The sequence below is a fragment of the Rhodospirillales bacterium genome, from assembly GCA_020638175.1.
GTDB lineage: Bacteria > Pseudomonadota > Alphaproteobacteria > Micavibrionales > Micavibrionaceae > JACKJA01.
In genome coordinates, this window is the sequence record JACKJA010000002.1 from 757164 (window position 1) to 778501 (window position 21338).

Here is a 21338-nt window from a genome sequence, read left to right on the forward strand (position 1 = left end):
GTTTGGTTTTCGTCTGCCAACCCTCCCTAACCGTGAACCCAAACCCTAGGCAGACGATACCCCCGGCCCGGTTGATGTGTCCCCAACATGTCACCGGGCCAACCTTTTTCCCAGAGCATTTCCCATTTGGGCGTACACTTCGTTATCCTTCGGCCTTGGCGTGCTCACGTACTTTCGTGCTCACGTACTTTTATGTACGCTGCGCGCGCCGCGCCTTGACTGCCTCGTGTTCAAATCAAAGCGAAAACGCTCTGATGGCGATGGTCCGGGATTTTACAGGAAACCCGTCATTGCGAGGAGGCCGTTAAGGCCGACGCGGCAATCCAGAAGATTGCTTCGGTCATATACATTCCTTCGCAATGACAAGATAGATAGGATTAAGCCGCGTCCTCGACCTTCACCTTGTCCTTCGGCAGGTTCAGCTTTAGGTGCAGGTCTTTGAGCTGCTCCGGCGTGGCTTCGGACGGGGCGCCCATCATCACGTCTTCATAACGGCCGTTCATGACAAAGGCGTAAACTTCGCGCAGGTTCGGCTCATTGGCCAATAACATTACGATACGGTCTATCCCGAAGGCGCAGCCACCGTGCGGCGGAGCCCCGTATTTAAAGGCGTTCAGCATCCCGCCGAACTTTTTCTCCAGCACCTCGCGGTCATACCCGGCAATCGCAAAGGCGCGCTCCATCAGCTCGGGAGAATGGTTCCGGATCGCCCCGGAGCACAATTCAAACCCGTTGCAAACACAGTCATACTGCCACGCCAGAACCTCCAGCGGATCTTCGGTATTCAGCGCCTTCAGGCCGCCCTGCGGCATCGAAAACGGGTTGTGCGAAAAGTCGATCTTGGCCGTTTCTTCGTTCAGCTCATACATCGGGAAGTCGACAATCCAGCAGAATTTGTAAACGCCGGACTCCCGGCACTCCATGGCGTTGCAAATCGCATCGCGGGCTTTTCCGGCCATCGGCGCGGCTTTTTTCTCAAGATCACAGACAAAGAAAATCGCATCGCCGTTTTCCAGCCCGGCCAGTTCCTTCATGGCGTCCTGTGCGGCAGGCGGCACGAATTTGGCAATCGGCCCTTTGCCTTCGCCGTCGGCATACAGGATATATCCCAGACCCACGGCTCCTTCGCCGCGCGCCCAGTCGTTCAGCTTGTCAAAGAAGCTACGCGGCTTGTCACCGACACCCGGTGCCTTGATCGCGCGAACCACGCCGCCTTTGTCGATGATGCCTTTGAAGGCTTTGAATTCCACATCGTCGCGGGCGAAGATTTCCGTGACGTCGATGATCTCTAGCGGGTTGCGCAAATCCGGCTTGTCGGTGCCGTATTTCATCATCGCTTCCTTGTAAGTCAGACGCGGGAACGGTGTGCCGGTAACGCTGTGCGCCTTGCCGGTCCAATCGGAAAACTCTTCGAAAATGCCGCCGATCACAGGCTCCATTGTGTTGAAAATGTCATCCTGCGTGACAAAGCTCATCTCCATATCGAGCTGGTAGAATTCGGCCAGCCGGTCGGCGCGGCCGTCTTCGTCCCGGAAACACGGGGCGATCTGGAAGTATTTGTCAAAGCCCGATACCATCAAAAGCTGTTTGAATTGCTGCGGTGCCTGCGGCAGGGCATAGAATTTCCCCGGATGCAAACGGGAGGGAACCAGGTAATCCCGTGCCCCTTCGGGGGAGGAGGCCGTCATAATCGGCGTGTTGAATTCCTGAAAGCCCTGATCCCACATGCGGCGGCGCATGGATGAAATGACATTGTTGCGCAGGCGCACGCGGGAATGCATGCCCTCCCGGCGCAGGTCAAGATAACGGTATTTCAGGCGGGTATCTTCGCCAACCCCGTCATCTTCGGCCACCTGAAACGGGATGATTTCGGCGGCGCCCTGCAAGGTCGCTTCGTCGATGTAAACTTCAATCGCGCCGGTCGGCAGGTTTGCATTCGCCGTTTCACCGGGGCGCAGGCGAACCTTGCCGGTAATTGTGATCGTGCTTTCCGGGCGCCATTTCTCGGCTTCGGCCAGCAACGGCGATCCCTCATCCACAACGCACTGCGTCAGGCCATATGTGTCGCGCAAATCAATGAACAGCACTCCGCCATGGTCGCGTTTACGGCTGACCCATCCGGACAGGCGAACGGTCTGGCCGTCATGGTCTTGACGAAGCTCTCCACAATGGTGCGTGCGATAGGCGTGCATAAATCGGTATCCCTTTGGTTTTAATCTGTTTGCCGAAAAAGCTTTTATAACCGTCCCGGCCCCTAAACGCCAAGGTTTTTTACCGAGACATATAAAATTATTTATTGGCGTCTTGCTCTCTTCACGTTTAAAAGAGATGTCATGATTATCACCGAACAAAACAAACTGGATGCGCTCTGCGCTGACCTTTCGCAAGCGCCCTTTATCACCATTGATACCGAATTCCTGCGGGAAAAAACCTATTATCCGCTGCTATGCCTTGTTCAGGTCGCCGCGCCGGACGGCGAACCGGCGGCGATTGATCCGCTGGTCGGCGACCTTGACCTGACCCCGCTGTTTGATCTTCTGGCCAATAAAAATGTCGTGAAAGTTTTTCATGCCGCGCGGCAGGATCTTGAGATTTTTTACAACATGATGGGCAAAGTTCCCCATCCGATTTTTGATACGCAGGTCGCGGCCATGGTCTGCGGGTATGGCGATCAGGTCGGTTATTCCAATCTGGTACAGACAATCACGGGCGTCCAGCTTGATAAAGCTCAGCAGTTCACGGACTGGTCCCGGCGGCCTTTGTCGAACAAACAGCTTGTCTATGCGCTCGATGACGTAACGCATTTGCGCAATGTGTACGGGAAATTAAAGGCCGAACTGGCTGATCGGGGCCGTCTGGGCTGGGAAGAAGAAGAAATGGCGATCCTGACCAGTGCCGATACCTATCAAAACAAACCGGAAGAGGCATGGCGGCGTGTGAAAATCCGCTCTGACAAGCCCCGGACCTTGGCGGTGCTGCGCGAACTGGCGGCATGGCGCGAGCGCGAAGCGCAAAGCCGCGATATCCCCCGGCCGCGCGTCCTGAAGGACGACACGCTGGCGGAAATTGCCCTGCAAACACCTAAAACGGTTGATACCTTGTCACATTTGCGTGGGTTTTCTGCCGATATGGCCCGGGGAAAACTGGGCAAGAATGTACTGGAAGCTGTGAAAAAAGGGCTGGATACGCCCAAGGAAGACTGCCCCCATGTCCAGCGTAAACAGCGCCTGCCCATCGAAAAAGGCCCGGCTTTGGAAATGCTGAAAATGTTGCTGCGGATTCAGGCCGGGGAGCACGGCGTTGCCGCCAAATTGATTGCGTCTGCAGACGATCTTGAGGATCTGGCCCGTGACGAGCGTGAGGAAATACCGGCCATGCGCGGCTGGCGCTACGACGTGTTCGGCAAAGAGGCACAGGCGCTTTTGAAGGGGCGTCTGGGATTGACCTTGCGGAACGGTAAAATCGAAAAACTGGAACTCTAGGCTGCTTTTTCAATAGAGATATCGGCGGCATACATGTCGACATCTTTGGCCGGGGGCAGGGCGCTTTGCGCGCCGATCCGGGTGCAGGCCAGTGACCCGGCCACCGAGGCTCGCCGCAAGGCTTCGTCCAGTGAGAGCCCCTGATCCAGCGCCGCCGCGAAATAACCGCAAAACGCATCCCCCGCGCCGATCGTGTCAATCGGCTTTACTTTTAGCGCCGGGACGCTCAAAAGCCCTTCATCGGTGCAGGCAATAGTTCCGTCCGGACCCAGAGTAATAATCACGGTTGTGCCGAATTTGTCATGAAGGCTCCGGGCGAAGGCAAATTTGTCTTTTGTATCCAGACCCAGCGTTTCTCCCAGTCCGTCAGCTTCATGCTCGTTCATAATCAGGAAATCAAGGTGCCGCAGGGCATCCTCGGATAACGGGTTGGCCGGGGCCAGGTTCATGATGGTCCGGGCGCCTTTCGATTTGGCGCGGCGCACCAGGGATTCAGTTTCAACCAGCGGCAGCTCGGCCTGAACAAGAACCGTTGTGTCATTGTTAAGCTCTTTGTCAGGGATTGTGCTTTCCCGCGCTTTCAGATTAGCGCCATGGCTGACGACGACCCGGTGGGTGCCATCCGTTTCATCGACGAATATGACGGCCATGCCCGAGGGCATATCAAGGAATTCAATGCCGGATACGTCAACTTCATGCGCGGCCAGATTTTTGAATAACTGCCGTCCGTGGCCGCCTTGTCCCAGCGCGCCGTAAAATTTAACGTCCGCCCCGGCCCGGGCAGCCGCTATGGCTTGGTTCGCGCCTTTGCCTCCGGGGGCTTCATGGTGGGTTTCGAGGTGAATGGCCGTGTCTTTGGGCGGCAAATCCGCCAGCTGAAAAAACTGATCCAGTACGTTAGAGCCAAATACGATAATCATGCCAAACCTTCCCTTCTGCACATCGACCGTGACGGCCGCGCGCTGTTAAGGGATTATAACGCCTCCCCCGCTAACAGCAAGGGAGGCGTTGATAAAAAAGTAAGGAGTTTCTTTAACCCAGCGTTTTCTTGTTTTGCTGGTCGTTGATCGTCATAGCGGGTGCGTAACCGGGTTTACGTTCAAGTATTGTTTCGCCTTCTTCCAGCTGACGTCTGGCCCAGTCTTCCGGGGTGTTTTTCTTCAGGAACTTTACAATCCTGTGCGTTTGATTGATCGTTCTGTGCAGCGTGTTTTCTCTCAGGGCTTCTCTGAGAGATTTCACGGATCTCTCTATATCGTTAGGATATAGAGGATGACAGATGTCATCGTTTTGGTCGTAGAATCCGGCGTTAATACTAACCCAGTGTCCCACCAGCCCTGAATGCTCGAATGATGGGTTTTTATACAGGGAGTCACGCATGATGGCGCATTGGGCGATACCCATGTGATAGCCCTCATCCGTTGAGCTGACAACGTAAACGCCGCCTTTGGTGGTTAGAGCGCGAGAAAGGCCTGCAATTTCATCGTAATTCAACCGATCGTCAGGTTTCTCGTCACGGATATTGTTCAGCTTGATAATAGGCGCTCTAATGCCCCGGGCTTCCCATTTTTGATTAATGGCTTCCATCGTCGACATAATTTCGTTATTGAGGGCGGCGTACGGGTTGTCTTTACCGCCACCGTTTGATAGCGGCACGGCCTGCATCAAAACAATTTTGTCTTGTTCATCCGGGAAGCGCTCAAGATAGGCATCGACCATTTTCATGCGTTCGGGGATGTTTTTGAACCGATCGCACCGGTCAACGGCAGCAAGAATTTTACGGCCGTCGGCCATATCAAGTGCATGTTCGGAAAAACGTTGAGCTTCCAAGCTAAGAGGTTTTTCTTTCCAAAGATCAATATCCACGCCAAGGGGGATATGATCGATTTTCCGTGTAAACGTTCGGCCCCGCTCAACAACCAGTCGCGCAAAGTTATCGGCTTGACGGCGCGAATGGAAAAACAGGGTATCGGCTTGTATCAAGCTATCTATAACGTCATCCAGCCTTTCCATCTGTTCTAACGATTTAAGGCTGCCAGTCACGGCCTGATGCAGGAAAAATGTGATCGGTACATGGGGCATGCGATCACGGATATCACCGACGGCGAAATAGAAGTCTTTATTCTGGATGTTAACGACCGGTTTCCGTCCCTCTGCCATTTCTGTCTTGGCATAAGAAACCGTGGCATCAGCCATGATGGTGTCGATTCCACGAAAGGCTTTGAATTCGTCTTCATCGTATGGAAAAGCGTCATCCGGGGTGTTATGCCAAAATCCTTTGGCGTAAGCGTCAAAGCCCTTGGCCAGTTCGTTCATTTCTCTGGGAACGGGAACGAACGTGATATTCAAACGATCTGCAATTTCTTTTAGATCAGGGTCGATCTCGGCATCTGCTCCGCTGGGCGGAGACCAGGGCACGATCAGACGATATTTAAGTTTTTCTTTGTCGGCTTGTTCTTTTAGCCATGCTGTTGGCCTGTGGGCCCAGTGATTGATTCTGGGGTTTTGATAAAGCCAGGGCTTCCCCTTTTTCTTCATATGGTCAACGATGATATCGTTTTCCGGCCCGGCCAATCCTTTCAGGACAATAATATGGGATGTATCAGTCCGCATTTTCCAGTTCACCCTCTTAATATATTCACACCGTCGCAAGGTTATAATCTATGTATTATGCCAAATGCAAACAAAATATATTGGAATAGTTTTTGTTGCCGAAAAATATTTGTTTAGCTTATAAGTGAGTCTTTCACGGGATAATAGAGGAAAAAAAAGTGAAAGATAACATTCAGACGCTTCCCACGGGTGAAGCAACGAAGAGCCTGCCGAACACAAAATTGCGCGAAGAAACATTGGACCGGATTGACGCTTTGCTGGTTGAGCATGAGTGGAACGGCGTTAACCGTGGCCTGTACACGCTGGATGAATTGCGCGGCATACGGGAGCATCTGAAAGATCTGGCATCATGGCTGGCAAAGAACGAACCGGCGTTTTTGCGTGATGCCGACGAACATTACACCCACCATAGCCGCTTTAATGAAAAAACGGCGCTTTGTATTGCTTATGTTGATCACATCGAAGTCGAGGATGGCATAAAGCCCGCCCCGGTTCTGAGCGAATTTTTCAATGAAAACCTTGCGGGGTTATACTCACATCTTCACATTTTGCCGCATTTTCCCAGCCCGATCATCCATGAAGGCATGCAAGGCCCGTCGAGCCGCGCTGATGGCGGATTTGAAGCTATGAACTACCGGATGGATCCGAAATACGGTACGCCCGAAGACTTGATGGAGGCCAAAGCCGGCTTGATGTTTGATTTTGTGCTGAACCATTTGTCAGCCAAAGGCGATTTGTTTGAAAAATTCATTGAAAACGAGCCGGGTTATGAGGATTTCTTTATAACAATTCCGCAAGACAAGCTTGATAAATTGAATCTCGCGCCGGTTTTCCGTCCGCGGGAACATCACCCGGTGATTCCCTACACCAACAGCAAGGGCGAAACCAAAAACGTCTGGTGTACCTTCAGTGAAACACAGGCTGATATCAATATTAAAGACCCGCGTGTGTTCTGTGAAATCATGGAGGCGCTGGTCAAGGATTTCGTCGGGCAGGGCGCCAGCTGGATTCGCCTCGATGCGATCGGATACCTGGTCAAGATGCTGGGCGTTGAGGACCGGGAAGCCCTGACGGATTGCTTTGGGATCGAGGAAACGCATAATGTTTTGAAAGCCATGCGGGCGTTCCTGCGGGACGTGGCGCCGTCGGTGACTCTGGTTCCGGAAGTCAACGCGACCGAGAGCGTTATCAAGACATACTATGGGCAGAACAACGATGAGGGACATCTGGTCTATGAATTTCCTTCGGCGCCGCTGTCCTTGTTCACGATTTACCGCGAGGACGCCGGTGCTATTTTGAAATGGGCGGAAGAGCGCAATAAAAACCCGGAATGGATTGGTCTGGCCTTTACCAATTCGCATGATGGCGTTGGTGTTTTGCCAATGGCCGAGGTCAAAGAGGAGCCGGAAGGCATGAGCGCCCTGAATTTCCTGCTTCATCAAATCGAGCGCCGGGGCGGCGGGATCAATTACAAGAGCAAAATCGTGGATGGCGAAACGGTGCGGGTGCCTTACGAGGCCTGCATTACCTGGACGCAGGCGATCTTGTCACCGCCGGAATCGGCGGCCTTGCGCGGAAACCGCCTGACGGATGCGGAAATTGACGAAATCGTTGACCGGTTCATGGCGTCGCAGTCCTTTATTTATACGGCGCCGCACTGCGTTCCTGCCGATTATATGGGCGTGATTACATCTTTGCTCAATGATGAGTACCTCTATGAGCTGGCCGGTCATCGCCGCAATAAAAACCGCGGTCTGGTCAAGGCTGATGAGTTCGAAAAAGCGCTGACAAACCCGGAAACGAACTACGAGATGTTACGGAACAAGATATTCAATCGCAAAAAACAGCTCATCGAGGCGCGTCAAAGCTCTCCGGCCTTTAGTCCTTATGCCCTGTGTGATGTGGGTATAGCAACGGTCGAGGGACAAGCCGCAGGGGCGCGCCCGGTCTATTCGATCTTGCGTCACAGCCCGCACTGCAAGGAAAAGGTTGTTACGCTGACAAACTGCACGCCGGAACCGCAACAGGTTTTCATTGAGCGTCCGGCACTGGGGGAAATAGGGGCGCCCTATATTCCCAAAGAGGTCGCCAATACGCTTCAGGCGGTGGATATGCTGAGTAGCGAAAGCCATGAGATCGCGGCCCACGGCTTGTCCCTGACGCTGGCACCTTATCAGGTTGCATGGCTGAGGGTCGCCGCGAAATAAAGCCGTTACAGTCTGAGCGTATGTGGCGGCTTGGCAGGGTTCTGGGGGCGCCATTGAGCAAGGCCGGCCAGATGATGGGGGATAGTTGGTTCCTGTTCCAGCCGCCCGAAATGAACCAAGGCTTCGAAAACGCCTTGGGCGTAGGGGGCTTGGGCCTTATAAATCCGGCTTTTGTCCTCAATATGCTGCTCAACGGCCTGTACGAGGCTATCCTGCGCATTGCCGGGCAGGATAATGTTAATATCTTCGACCAGCATTCCATCCAGGTCGTTGATGGAATCACCGCCATAATAAACGTTCTTCAACGGCACATCGTAATGCCAGGCGGCAAAACGAATGGCATTGCCCTTGGTTGCGCCCTTGGGGGTCAGGTCAACGGCGAATTTTGTCTGCATTGACGCCGTGATTGATAGGTCATCAGGATTGATTTCATAGACTTTCAATGTATCCAGAAGAGCATCATAAAGCTCTTCATTGCTCATCGTGGTCTTCGGATCTTTCCAGCCACTGATTTTATGAGGGCCGAGAAACGCGTCTTCCTGCAATTTCAGGCCCGGCGTGTTTTCAATCACAGCGCGCAGCGTTTCGTAATGTTCCTCGAAAAATCCCGCAGCGTCCTGCTTGATTAATCTGTCCATCGGAACATAAAGAGACTGTTCCTCGTCCCAGAGCAACGCTTCGGTCCCGACACTGGCTAAAATCATCGGTGTGCGGGCGGCATGCGGTCCGGGCAATGAGGCACTTTGACTGTTTTCGATGTCGCGGATGATATGCACCGGGGAGCGGCCCGTACAATGAATCAGCGGCAACGCGCCGCTTTCAGCCATATCTTTAAGCAAAAAGCTATAGGGGAGCGCCGGGCTGGCTTGAAGTTCCTGATGTTTTGTCGGCGCTTGCGTGTTATCAAAATCCAGAATCAGCAGCCATTTTTGACCGTCCGTCATAGGAAGGGTCCCCCTGTCGTGTTTGTAAAAACAGAGCCTTTATAATTTATATTGTCATAAAGTGCAAATTTTACAGGATCAGGAATATACGGAAATCATTGACGTTGGTATGGGTCGGGCCGGGCGCCACACGATCGGCGAGCGCATCGAAAAACGCATAAGAATCGTTGTTCGTCAGCAAAGCCTTGGCATTCAAACCGGCGGCTTCGGCCCGTTTCATGGTCGTTGAATCAATCGTCGCTCCGGCATTATCCTTGTTGCCGTCGATACCGTCCGTGTCACAGGACAGGGCATAAACGCCGTCTGCCCTGTTGAGCAGCAACGCGCTCGCCAGCATCAGCTGGGTGTTGGGGCCGCCATCGCCGGTGCCGGTCAGTTTTACGGTGGTCTCGCCGCCGGAAATCAGAGCACAGGGCCGTTTTACGGGCTGATTATGTCGCAAAACCTGTTTCACAAGCGCAACATGAAATCCGGCGGCCTCGTTGGTATCGCCTTCAATTTCGCTCGACAGGATATAGGGCGTAAAGCCGCGCTCCTGAATATAAGCCGCGGCGGCTTCCAGCGCCTTTTGCGGCGTGGCAATCAGGTGGTATTCCGTGTTGGCAAAGACCGGATCGTCGGGCTTCGGCGTTTCATGGGCCGGGTCGTTTAGATAATCGACAATCGCCTGTGTTGTCTGGATATCGTATTTTTTCAGGATCGCCCGCGCGTCTTCCAGTGTCGTCGGATCGCCGACCGTCGGGCCGGAGGCAATCGTCGAAGGATCATCGCCCGCCACATCGGAAATCGACAGGGTGACCAGCCGGGCCGGCGCGGCGGCTTTGGCCAGTTTACCGCCAAAAGCCTGATTAAGATGTTTGCGCACGGTGTTGATTTCGTGAATGCCGGCGCCGCAGGCAAGAAGCTGTTTGTTAAGCGTCTGAATATCGGCAAAATCAATACCGTCCGCCGGACAGGTCAACAGGGCGGATCCGCCGCCGGACAGCAGGCATACGACCAGGTCATCGGCGGTTGTTTGTTCCAGAAAAGCGAGCATGTCCTTGGCGCCGTCCATCCCGGCCTGATCGGGGACGGGGTGGGCCGCTTCAATCACCCGGATGATCTTTGTCGGCAGCTTGTGCCCATAGCGGGTGATGACCATGCCCTCCATATCGTGATCCCACAGCTCTTCGAAGACCTGTGCCATACGCGCAGCGGCTTTCCCGGCACCGATGATATAGGTTTTGCCCTTGGGCTTTGCCGGGATATAGGGCGTCATGCCGTTTTCAGGCCGCGATACCGCAACGGCAACATCATAGGCACCAAGGAGAATCTGTTTGTAATCTGGGGATGTCATGATCGGAATATATGGCTTTGCTTGTCTGGTTTCTGTTAAACTCAGGCAGAATTAATCACGTGAAACGGTCTCTGGCAAACGATTTTCAAATGGGCAAACGATTTCTCTACATTCTCCGGCATGCGGAAGCGGCCTTTAATGCCGAAAGCGACAGAATCCGGCCCCTGACAGACAAGGGGAAATCTGATGCCAAAACGCTCGGCCAGCGCCTGAAGCAGGCCGGTTACAATCTTGATTATGTGCTGTGTTCACCAGCCCGGCGGACCAAGGAAACGCTGGATGCGCTGGCGCTGGATTGCGCGGCGATTTATCCGGAAAATCTCTACAATGCGCTGGCGAGCGAAATTTATGAGTGCATCCAGACCGCGCCGCCGTCATGCGAATCGTTGCTGGTTGTGGCCCATAACCCCGGTGTGGGTGATCTGGTCAGGTTTTTAACCGGAAAAATGATGTGTTTTGCGCCGGGCGCGCTGGCGCGGCTTGAAATAAAGGCCGAAGATTGGGAATCCCTTATGCCGGGGGATGGACATCTGGTAGATGTGATCTAATTATGGCTTGTTGTTGAAGCAGTTAACGCCATGAAGGGCGTTGGCTGCGCATACGACGGTCCCTTTGACGACATCGAACTCTTTTTTGTAAAGATCGCCGGCTTCGTGTCCGAATGTTTTTACGGAAGAGTTGGATAAAGGCTGTTGGGGTGTAACCGAATGCTGGGAACAACTGTGAATTCCTGCGGCTACCGGGTAAAAAAGAGCCGCCAGAAGCGATCCTCTGAAAATAAAGCCGGGAATACTCATCATCTCATCTCTTTAAACATCAACAAAGATATTTATTTGACATATCGATATATAAAAATCAACGCTTTATTTCTTTCGTTTCCCGTATCGTTGTTTTTTATTTTTTGCCCTGTTTCCGCCCTTGCCGCGGTGGTCCGCTTGTGGCCGCGGCGCTTTCAGCTTAATCCCTGGAATATCGGCCCCGTCAAGACTGGCGCCGGTTAACATGAAAATCGTCGATCCGGTCAGACCGCTGGCCTCGTGGATTTTAACGCTGACGGCGGCGCCCATGCGGTATATCCGGCGGCTTTTCCGACCGATCAGGGCATGCTGGTGCTCGTCATGGATATAGTAATCGTCAGGCAAAGAGCGCATCGGGACAAAACCGTCAGCCCCGGTTTCGTGCAGTTCGACAAAAAGCCCGGCGCGGGTCACGCCGGTAATCCGCCCGGAAAACTGGGCGCCGATCTTGTCGGAAAGATATGCCGCGGTGAACCGGTCGACGGCGCTGCGTTCGGCCATCATCGAGGCGCGCTCGGTGGTGGAAATATGCTCGCTCATTTCGGCCAGACGGACTTCTTGCTCCTGATCCAGTGCACCGGGGCCAAAGCCATAGGCGCCGACCAGAGAGCGGTGAACCAGCAAATCGGCATAGCGCCGGATCGGCGAGGTAAAGTGAGCGTATTTATGGAGGGCCAGACCGTAATGGCCGGCATTGTCGGGGCTGTAAACAGCCTGCGACTGCGAACGCAAAATCACGGTGCTAATCAGGTGGGAATAAGGCAGTTTGGCCGCCTTGTGCAAAATCTGGTTGATCTGGGCCGGTTTGATCGCCTGTCCTTTGGGGAGCGACAGGTCGAAGCTGGTCAGAAATTCGCGGGCCGCGTCCAGTTTTTCCGGCGAAGGTGGCTCATGCACCCGGTAAACGCAGGGCGCGCGCTTGTCCTCCAGTGCGCTGGCCGCCGCGACATTAGCGAGGATCATGAATTCCTCGATCAATTTGTGGGCATCCAGCCGCTCGCGCTGTTTGACACCGGTCATATTGCCCTGATCGTCGATCAGGATTTGCCGCTCCGGCAGGTCCAGATCAAGAGCGCCCCGTTTTTCGCGGGCTCGCCAGAGAACATCATAGGCCGCGTAAAGCGGGTTGATGACGGTGTCCATCAAGGGGCCGGTTACATCGTCTTGTAGCCCATCGCGCGCCGCCTGTACTTGTTCATAAATCAACCGGGCTTCCGACCGCATGAGGCCGCGTACAAATTTGTATTTTTTGATCGCCCCATGCGCGTCAATCCACATGTGAACGGCCATACACGCCCGGTTTTCATGGGGGCGCAGAGAGCACAAATCATTAGACAGCGCTTCGGGCAGCATCGGTACCACCCGGTCCGGGAAGTAAGTGGAATTCCCGCGTAAGTATGCTTCGCGGTCCAGCTCCGTATTCGCGCGCACATAATAAGACACATCGGCAATAGCCACCATCAGGTGAAAGCCGCCATCATCTGTCGCCTCTGCAAAGACGGCATCATCAAAATCGCGGGCATCGGCACCGTCAATCGTCACCAGCGGAATATCCCGCAAATCTTCCCGTCCCTTTAAATCGGGCACGGTCATGGACTTGGTTTCCTGAATGACGATATCGGGGAATTCGCTGCGCAGCCCCTGTTCGTGAATGGCAATCAAGCTGATGGCCTTGGGATCGTCACGCTTGCCGATCACCTCGACAATGCGGACTTTCTTGCGCTTCATCCCGCGCGCGGGCTGGATTTCCCCCAGCGCCAGATCGCCGAGTTCTGCGCCGTTCAGGTCGGCTTGCGGGATGTCGAACGAATATTTGGCCTTGCGGTCGGTCGGGTGTAAAACATAGGTTCCACGGCTGTCGCGTGTCACAAGACCAAGTGCGCGGTAGCGCGGTGTGTCTAGCTTTCGGATGACGTGGCCTTCATATTCCCGCTCTGATACGCGGTGCAGCCGTGTCAGGATACGATCACCGACGCCCCCTACGTGACGGTTCTTTTTGTCGGGAAGTATCTCGATGGTCGGGGGCGGTCCCTGCAGGTCTTCGCTCCAGTCCGAGGGCCGGGCAAAGACGTCGCCGTCAATACTGACCGATATGATTTCCAGGACGGCAACATGCGGCAAGCCTTCAGGAACGGTATAATCGCCCCCCGTTTGTTTGACGATCAACCCGTCAGCCTCTAGGCTTCGCAGCATATCTTTCAGGATGATCCGGTCATCGCCCTTGATACCAAACGCCCGCGCCAGATCGCGTTTATCGACCGGCGTGGCCATGGCCTTGATGTAATCGAGAAGCTCTTCCTTGGAAGGCGGTGCGTGTTTTTTATCCATACCTACCGTGTTAGCAGGAAAAGCAGGGAATGGATAGTTTTGTTTGACAGGCCGTCCACCCTTCAGCTAAACCTTTTCCAAGATTATGGCAATCAATAGCGGAACAAAAAAACGGATATGGAAACGCCAACAATTGATGCACGTATTTTCAGGAAAAAGACGTCTTTCCCGGTGACCCGGATTGTAGGCTTTTCTGAAGAGGCAGGGGGAGGTGATGTGCGCTTGTATGTTGCCAGGGCCAATGTATTGGCCTTAACAGAAAAGCACCCGGACGATATTGGTCCGGAAGCGCCCGGAAACGTATATTCTTTGTCCTCGCGGGAAAACGTGAAATCTTGCCGGACAGCTTTTGAAAAGGCGGGCGTTCCTCTCATAAGAACAAAACCCGCAGATCCGGATGAAACCAAAGATATCTGGCTTAATTTGAATAGCTTGTCCGGGGTTTTTGTATTGCCTGATACAGGGGCGGTCATTGTGACGGTGAACATATATGATCTGGACGGGTACTTTGTCGGCGGTGAAGAATTCATCCCGGTCGATCATGAAACGGGGCAAAGACTTTCCTTTCAGGATGTCTCTGCGTTATTTGAACGGAAAAATGTGTCCTCGATGAAAGTTATCGAGCATGACGAGAACGGTCATGTTGTTTCAAGAGGTCTTGTGGCGTTTGACAGCATTGATTACTTCGATATATCCGATCCTGTGCAACCCGTGACAGTATGGGCCGGTAAGGAGTTTTTGCTCGTCGCCGAGGACGATAAAACGTTACGCCGGAAACTTCTTGAATATATAGGTCTCCCGGAAGATTCGGCCTATGAACCGACTTATCCGCGGCGAACCCATACACCGTTTTAGAAATACTTTTGCAATCGTGGCGAAGCCCCTGTATAACGGCGGGCATGCATATTGAAGCCCTGATCGAAAAATATGACGGCACCGCGCCGCGTTATACCAGCTACCCGACCGCGAATCACTTTTCTGATGCGGTAACGCCTGCTGATTATGAAGGCTGGCTCGCGGGGATCGCGGCCGATCAGGCGGTATCGCTCTACCTGCACATTCCGTTTTGCAAAACCATGTGTACCTATTGCGGTTGCCATACCAAAATTATCCCGAATTATGATCCCGCGGCCGATTACGTGGAAACAATGCTGCGGGAAATCGATCTGGTTGCTGATCGTCTGGGCCGGCGGCAGCCCGTCAGCCACATCCAGTGGGGCGGCGGTACGCCGACCTTCCTGAGCACCGATGATCTCTCCCGCCTGTTTGAAAAACTGCGTGCCCGGTTTGATGTTCGTGAAAACGCGGAAATCGGCATGGAGATTGACCCGCGTACAATCGATCAGGCCAAGATTGAGGCGATGGCGGCCCTCGGTGTGAACCGGATCAGCTTCGGGGTACAGGATTTCGATGCCGACGTTCAGGAAGTGATAAACCGCGTTCAGCCCTATGAACAAGTCAAGGAAGTAACCGCTTGGGCCCGCGCCGCCGGGATCGACGATGTGAATTTCGATTTGATGTACGGCTTGCCTTTGCAAACGGAAGAAACAATTCGCAGAACAATGGAGCAGGCCGCGTCCCTGAACCCGAAACGTCTGGCAGTTTTCGGCTACGCCCATGTGCCCTGGTTTGCCAAGCATCAGGAAAAACTCGAACAATATCCGATGCCAAACCCGGTTGAGCGTTATCATCAATTTATGATCCTGACCAATGCGCTGGAAAGTCATGGCTATCACCCGATTGGGATCGACCATTTTGCCAAATCCGATGACCCGATGTTCAAGGCCGTGAATGAGGGAACGTTACACCGGAATTTCCAAGGATACACAACGGATACGGCCGATATCATGCTGTCTTTTGGCGCGACGGCCATCGGCCAGCTACCGCAGGGCTTCGTGCAAAATACACCGCTGCTCAAAAAATACCGGGAAATGGTGTGGGCGGGGACGCTGCCGATTGTGCGGGGGATTGCCGTGAACAAGGATGATATCACCCGCCGTGGCATAGTTGAGCACATGATGTGCCATTTTGAAACCGATTACGGTGTGCTGACGGCGGCTGAACAACAGGAAATTGCTGCCAAACTGGCAGTGTTTGAACAGGACGGCATGATCGTCCGTGAGGGCACAAAAGTGCGGATTAACGCGGAGGCCAAAATCTTCACGCGCCTGATCTGTACGGCGTTTGATTCCTATTTTGTCCCGGCTGCGCAAAAACATGCAAAGGCGGTATAAGGATTTTCTTGACACATGCGGAAAAATCCTTACATTGCGGCTTTCGGAATTTAATTGATTAGACAAACAAGGTTAAGACCATGGCTAAAAAAGGTGGCGCAGAAAAAATTCGTTTGGAAAGCACGGGCACGATGAAAGATGGTCGTCCGACCGGCTACCGTCGCTGGACGAAAAAAGGGAAAGGTTACCCGGAGAAGCTGAGCCGCCGTGCTCATGATCCGCGGGCCTACAATCCGGAAACGGGCAAATGCGGCATGCATGTCGAGTTTGTCGAAAAGAAAATGCCGCCGAGCAAGAAAAACTAGAGCTAGCGGACATTTGTTTGAAGGAGGCGCCTTTCGGGCGCCTTTTTTATTGCCCTACAGCCATTGCAATTTAGCAATAACGCGGCCGATGATCGCGGATTTTTCCAAGGGGAGCACATAAGGCTCATATTGTTTGTTATGCGCTGAAATTTTGACTTGCAGGGGATCGGATTGGGGGATCAGTTCGCACTGACGGAGGATGGGGCTAACGCCGTCTGATATCACAAAAATGCCCGGTGGAGATGGTCTTTGATCTGACAGGTCGACCAAAACCTGTTCGCCACGCAGAAAATCAGGCGCCATGGAATTTTCCGAAATAGAAAATATCCTGATTTGTTCGGGGGGCGCTTGGGTGCGTGCCGCCAGTACGCCCGCCGGAATAATCCAGCTTTTATCATCTTGTGTATGTGATGAATCGGACAATTCGCGGGAGTTGGACAAGGGGGATAAGACATAGGAATTTTGGGGGCGGGTGGATTTTTCACCGTCAACCGGCAAGTTAAAATAGCGGCGCATTAACTGATATTCCCGCGCCTTTATTTCCCGTGCTCCCGCCAGAATTTTGCTGATCGCCGGTGGTTCCAGCCCCAGAACGCGTGCCAGTTCAGCCTTGCTTTTGTCGGGGTTCAGAGAGAATTGCGTTTTTAGCCATTGAGCGTCCATATTATGAATGTAGTGGAAATTAAAAAGGATAAATATTGCTATATTGGAAATGATTGAGTAGGATACAATTTCCTTTATAGAAATTTTTTGTGCGGGGTGGCAATGAGCGGGAGGCAGGATATAAGGGATGGACTGGCTGCAATCGATATGAAAATCGGGCGGAATTTGCGTGCTCTGCGACAAAGCAGGCGAATGTCACAGGCCGAATTGGCCGGTATATTGGGTATAACCTTCCAGCAAATGCAAAAATACGAACGGGGACTCAACCGCTTGTCGGCCAGCAAACTGTACAGGCTAAAAAGCCATCTGGACGTGCCTTACGAGGATTTCTTTGCCGGTCTTGACGGGGCGGATTATGCCCGCCAAAACCGGAATGACGACTTATCTCTTTTGCTAAAAAAGGTGAGAGGTCTTCCGGATTTGGTGCTGAGGGATAAAATTCTTCGGATTTTGGAAGTTCTGGTGTCTTAAGCCTTTGTGCATCGTTTTCTTTTTCGCGCCGGATAAAGCCGGGTTTTTTCTTCGAAAAGGCTCGGTTTCCCTATTTTTATAAAATATTAATACAAGTTTCATAAAATTGTATCTGTAGTAACAGGGACTTTTTTTTGATAAACTGGAAAAGTCTTGCGTAAGAAGTAATGTGAGGGGACTTGTTGGGGCTTTTAAACAGACAGTTGTATGCCAGGCGATATGCGAAAGACCAGTCGGGTTTTTCGCTGATTGAGATCGCCGTGGTTCTGGTTATTCTGGGTCTGCTTATCCCGCCGCTGGTCATTGCCTATAACGTTACAATGCAAAGAATTAAATATCAGAAAACGCGCGCGGCATTTTCCAGTGTCGAGGGCGCTATCAATCTCTTTGTCGTGAATAATGGCCGCTATCCTGTTCCGGCGAGTTTGGCCGGTTCTGAAGGGGATGCATGGTATGGGACGGAAGGCAACAACGCCACACCGGAACTTTGCACGTCAGCGACATGGTTCGCCAGCGATGGTATGTGCGTGACCAATACGGTTCCGGAAATTTTGATTGGCGCGGTTCCCTTCGATGCTTTGGGGCTGGAGCCTGAAAATACCGAGGATTATTGGCATCGCAAACTTCTCTACGCGGTCACGAGAAGTCAAGCGACGGCGGGCAGCTATATTCCGAAATTAGCCGCAGGTAGCGGCATAACGGCAATGGCTTATGGCGACATGGCGGCGGCGCCGGCAAACCTTCCGGGCGCCTATGATATGGTTTTGGTATCCTTTGGCGAAAATGGCGAAGGGGCTTACACCAACCGGGCTGTTGCTATGAATATTTGTGCCCCGGGGGGCGTCGTGCAACTGGAAAACCAGAACTGTGATTACGATGATGTTTTCATGCTGGATTCTCATCCCAATTCATCGTTTAGAGCAACAGGCGCTCGGTCAATGGTTAACGACGCTAACTATTATGATGATTTTACTTCTGAACAGGAATTCGTCCCGGCGGGCATATGGTTTGAAAACGGGATCGATCCGGACTACGCCATGACGCTGTCAGCCAAGGTGGGGATCGGAACGGTACAGCCCAAGGACCGTCTTCATGTCATCGGCGGCGTCCGTGCTGGTAATGGCGTATCTCCGGCCAGTATCATAACGCCTGAGATTTGTGATAAATATTTCGAAGATCCAGGTGCGGAATGTTTTGAAACCGAGCTGATCGGCGGCAATCGTCCCGAAATGGATTGTGGAGAAAACCTTATTCCCGGTGATGAGCCGGTTTTGAAAGTTGGCAATGATCAGGTTTACTGTGCATCGCCCGTAGACAGTTTTGGGTCTGTAACCGATGCATCCGGTACGGCCTATAAATTCTCGGCCGGCACTTTTACGCCGCTGGATTGCCCTAGTCTATTGGGACCCGGGGCGATGATGACAGGTATTGATGGAGCAGGAGTAGTGACATGCGCGTTACCTTAAAAGAAAAGCACGTTCAGCAACAAGGGTTTACATTGTTGGAAATGGCTGTGGCGATCCTGATCGTCGGCATTTTGGCCGTCCCCGCGATTAGTCTTTACAGCCTGTATATCCAGGACCAAAAAACAACCCAGACAGAAGGGGCTCTAACCCGCTCGACCGGGCAGTTGGCGAGCTACCGTTCCCTGCATGGCCGCTACCCGTGTCCGGCGCCGGTCAACGCGCAGCCGGGTGATTTGAATTACGGCTATGAAGATTGTACCCCGAACCCGCCGGGGATTGTGTCTGTGACCAATCCGGATAACGGCCGGGATATTTTGATCGGAAGTATTCCGTTTCGTGAATTGGGCTTGCCGGAAAGCGAGACAGTTGATGGTTATGGGGGACGTCTGACCTACGCCGTTACGGCACTGCTAACGGTTGATACAACATTCGATGCGCGGGCCGGCGCGATTGATATTGTGGATGTGAATGACGACAGCGTGATTACGCCCGCAGACTCAGGTCATTTTGTCGTTATCAGCCATAATAAAAATAATGACGGGGCATGGTCCCGGGGCGGCGCGCAGATTGGCGCTTGTCCGGCAGGGTTGGAGAATGAAAACTGCGACCTGGATGCCGTTTTTCGTAAGGTGAGCCTGCAAAGTGATTTCGATGACCGGGTTTTCTATGCTGTAACAAATGCTATGTCAGAATGGCAAATTGCCTCTACAGCCGGATTTGAAAACGATATTCACCTGCGCAGCGCCAATAATTTCGTGGTGGGCCTGAACAGCGCGGTCGATGATCCGACGGGTTTCGGAACGGTTGATATTCGTAAATTCGCCGGGGAAGTCGGCCTGTCGAGCGCCGGGATGCTTATCGAAAGCGGTATGACGGAATCGGCGGAATTATGCCGTGACAGCGGTGGCGTCGATTGTTTTGCACCGGAAGTTATTTACGGCGTGAACCCCGGGGAAGGCATGGATTGTGGCAATGATTATCTGGTGGGGGTCGAAAACGGTGGCCCGGTTTGTCGGAGCCAGGTTTCATTTGAATGCCCGCCCGGTGATTATCTGGTGGGAATTAATGGCGACGGGACTTTGAAATGTAACACGTTGCCTGCCGGGGGCTGTCCGGCGGCGACCATTACGACCAGTTGCGGCACCAGCCGTAACATTGCCGCCGCGGCTGATGGCAATTACAGCTACGCTTATTCCGGGACATGCCATCCGGCGGCCCAGAGCAACGCGACGGTCGTGAGCAATGTTGACGCCATGATTGCAACGGGGTTGGGCAACAGTGATCCTATCGCGACAATCAAGAACGATATCAAAACGTATCTCGATGGTGTGAACGCGATGCCGCGTGGTTCCACGGATTGTGGCCCGACGGCGCCGACGGCGCAAGTCAGGGATGCCTTCCGGTGTGAGTCCGGATCATGGGGACCGCATACGCCCTTCAATCCTTTGTACACCTCCGAGATGGCCCATGAACGTATGGCTTACGGTAGTAGCTTTGTGGTTAACCCGGTTGATACCGGTGGGGCGAGACCGGCGGAAGTTGGTAATAATCCATATGTAGCAGGCATGGATCCATATAACGCGCCGATTATTCATGCTCATGATTGTTGGTGCCGGGAAGATTTCCGGATCGAAACGGAGAGCTGTGGTAGCGGGTATTCCGGTAGCAAATTCAAGCTTTACAAATACAGATGTCCCCAGACGGCGGATATCAACAATCTTAGCAACTGGACAAATATCCCGTTGGCCAATGGCGATATGGATTGTGCCTGTGTTCCGGGCTCCGGTGTCAATGTAAATTGGAAACGGTGTTACGAGTTTTTTGGTGTGCCGAGCGATGGAACGCCGGCCACGAAATGGGCCAGAGTTTCCGGGTGGGTCGATAGAACCTGGAACAGGGCATGTCCGCTTAATTACACCTATACATATGACAAGAGCGATTGCGCCTGTCATGTTGTAACACAATACAAACCCGGAGATCCGTGTCCGGCCGGATTTAGCAACAGCTTCACCTATAGCGGTGTTCCCTATACCGATGTTCAAAATGTCAAAGGGCATACATGGAACTGTCCGACCGGGGATGGGGGCGCAGTGAATAATGCCGCGCAGGCCGGCAGCTGGTCTGCGTGGACGACCGCGTTTGTTGGTCCGGCCTGTTCCTGTGATCCGACGAAATATATTTCAAGATTCGAAAATTGTCCGCCGACAGAATCCGGCCCGCCGAATGCGATCGAATACAGGAAATATATGGATTGCACGAAAGTAGTGCCGGATTATGAAGATAACTGGCAACTCCACAGCAATGCCTGTACAGCTTGTAGCTGGCAGCACCCGCCGGGCTTTACGGATAAGAATACAGCCGGTGTGATTAATCTGGATACGGCATCATCCTGTAACTGTGGTGATGGACCTGTTTCCTGTTATAAACCAACAGGATTGGCAGATCCTCAATACCGGGTATGGAGCAGTTGTAGATGTCTCCCATAAGCGGTG

At 53.0% G+C, this 21338-nt stretch carries 17 protein-coding genes; 9 read left to right on the forward strand and 8 right to left on the reverse strand.

What is annotated here, in order from left to right; all coding sequences use genetic code 11:
* Positions 1 to 377 precede the first annotated feature (377 nt).
* On the reverse strand, positions 378 to 2192 hold the full coding sequence (gene aspS / locus H6868_03710; protein MCB9988424.1) for an aspartate--tRNA ligase: 1815 nt from the start codon (positions 2190 to 2192) through the stop codon (positions 378 to 380).
* A 141-nt stretch (positions 2193 to 2333) separates the two neighbouring features.
* Here aspS and rnd point away from each other — a divergent pair, with 141 nt between their 5' ends.
* Entirely contained in the window at positions 2334 to 3482 is a 1149-nt protein-coding gene (rnd, locus tag H6868_03715) for a ribonuclease D (protein MCB9988425.1), read from the forward strand.
* Here the strand turns inward: rnd and H6868_03720 are convergent.
* Together H6868_03720 and H6868_03725 are read right to left on the reverse strand one after the other, a co-directional pair.
* Entirely contained in the window at positions 3479 to 4402 is a 924-nt protein-coding gene (locus H6868_03720) for a ribokinase (GenBank protein ID MCB9988426.1), read from the reverse strand. The two genes, rnd and H6868_03720, sit on opposite strands and share 4 nt — an antisense overlap.
* A gap of 112 nt (positions 4403 to 4514) precedes the next feature.
* The gene (locus H6868_03725) at positions 4515 to 6095 is read right to left on the reverse strand and encodes a trehalose-6-phosphate synthase (GenBank protein ID MCB9988427.1); all 1581 of its coding nucleotides are present in this window, start codon (positions 6093 to 6095) and stop codon (positions 4515 to 4517) included.
* Positions 6096 to 6253: 158 nt separating this feature from the next.
* On the opposite strand from H6868_03725, the gene H6868_03730 reads away from it, so the two are divergent.
* Positions 6254 to 8302 (forward strand): hypothetical protein, encoded by a 2049-nt coding sequence (locus H6868_03730; protein MCB9988428.1) that lies wholly within the window; start codon positions 6254 to 6256, stop codon positions 8300 to 8302.
* A 5-nt stretch (positions 8303 to 8307) separates the two neighbouring features.
* On the opposite strand, the gene H6868_03735 is transcribed toward H6868_03730, so the two are convergent.
* A complete protein-coding gene (locus H6868_03735; protein ID MCB9988429.1) occupies positions 8308 to 9246 on the reverse strand; it encodes an HAD hydrolase family protein in 939 nt (312 codons plus the stop codon).
* A gap of 70 nt (positions 9247 to 9316) precedes the next feature.
* Positions 9317 to 10582, reverse strand: a complete 1266-nt coding sequence (locus H6868_03740) for a glycerate kinase (GenBank protein MCB9988430.1) — start codon at positions 10580 to 10582, stop codon at positions 9317 to 9319.
* A gap of 59 nt (positions 10583 to 10641) precedes the next feature.
* Here H6868_03740 and H6868_03745 point away from each other — a divergent pair, with 59 nt between their 5' ends.
* Positions 10642 to 11130, forward strand: coding sequence for a histidine phosphatase family protein (locus H6868_03745; GenBank protein MCB9988431.1), 489 nt, complete (start codon positions 10642 to 10644; stop codon positions 11128 to 11130).
* On the opposite strand, the gene H6868_03750 is transcribed toward H6868_03745, so the two are convergent.
* Both H6868_03750 and rnr read right to left on the reverse strand, forming a co-directional pair.
* Entirely contained in the window at positions 11131 to 11382 is a 252-nt protein-coding gene (locus H6868_03750) for a hypothetical protein (GenBank protein ID MCB9988432.1), read from the reverse strand.
* 63 nt (positions 11383 to 11445) lie between these two features.
* Complete coding sequence (gene rnr, locus H6868_03755) at positions 11446 to 13707, reverse strand: ribonuclease R (protein ID MCB9988433.1); 2262 nt, start codon at positions 13705 to 13707, stop codon at positions 11446 to 11448.
* Positions 13708 to 13824: 117 nt separating this feature from the next.
* Between rnr and H6868_03760 the strand changes: the two genes are divergently transcribed.
* From H6868_03760 to H6868_03770, 3 genes are all read left to right on the forward strand, one after another.
* The gene (locus H6868_03760) at positions 13825 to 14562 is read left to right on the forward strand and encodes a hypothetical protein (GenBank protein MCB9988434.1); all 738 of its coding nucleotides are present in this window, start codon (positions 13825 to 13827) and stop codon (positions 14560 to 14562) included.
* 44 nt (positions 14563 to 14606) lie between these two features.
* Positions 14607 to 15941 (forward strand): oxygen-independent coproporphyrinogen III oxidase, encoded by a 1335-nt coding sequence (gene hemN / locus H6868_03765; protein ID MCB9988435.1) that lies wholly within the window; start codon positions 14607 to 14609, stop codon positions 15939 to 15941.
* 80 nt (positions 15942 to 16021) lie between these two features.
* The gene (locus H6868_03770) at positions 16022 to 16246 is read left to right on the forward strand and encodes a 50S ribosomal protein L33 (GenBank protein MCB9988436.1); all 225 of its coding nucleotides are present in this window, start codon (positions 16022 to 16024) and stop codon (positions 16244 to 16246) included.
* A gap of 54 nt (positions 16247 to 16300) precedes the next feature.
* Here the strand turns inward: H6868_03770 and H6868_03775 are convergent, their stop codons facing one another.
* Positions 16301 to 16909 carry a hypothetical protein gene (locus H6868_03775; GenBank protein ID MCB9988437.1) on the reverse strand — a complete coding sequence of 203 codons (609 nt, stop codon included), beginning with the start codon at positions 16907 to 16909 and terminating at the stop codon, positions 16301 to 16303.
* 102 nt (positions 16910 to 17011) lie between these two features.
* On the opposite strand from H6868_03775, the gene H6868_03780 reads away from it, so the two are divergent.
* The 3 genes from H6868_03780 (at position 17012) to H6868_03790 (ending at position 21332) form a co-directional block, all read left to right on the forward strand.
* The gene (locus tag H6868_03780) at positions 17012 to 17380 is read left to right on the forward strand and encodes a helix-turn-helix transcriptional regulator (GenBank protein ID MCB9988438.1); all 369 of its coding nucleotides are present in this window, start codon (positions 17012 to 17014) and stop codon (positions 17378 to 17380) included.
* A gap of 203 nt (positions 17381 to 17583) precedes the next feature.
* Positions 17584 to 18846 carry a prepilin-type N-terminal cleavage/methylation domain-containing protein gene (locus H6868_03785; GenBank protein MCB9988439.1) on the forward strand — a complete coding sequence of 421 codons (1263 nt, stop codon included), beginning with the start codon at positions 17584 to 17586 and terminating at the stop codon, positions 18844 to 18846.
* Positions 18831 to 21332, forward strand: coding sequence for a type II secretion system protein (locus tag H6868_03790; protein MCB9988440.1), 2502 nt, complete (start codon positions 18831 to 18833; stop codon positions 21330 to 21332). Before H6868_03785 ends, H6868_03790 begins: the two co-directional genes overlap by 16 nt.
* Positions 21333 to 21338 lie beyond the last annotated feature (6 nt).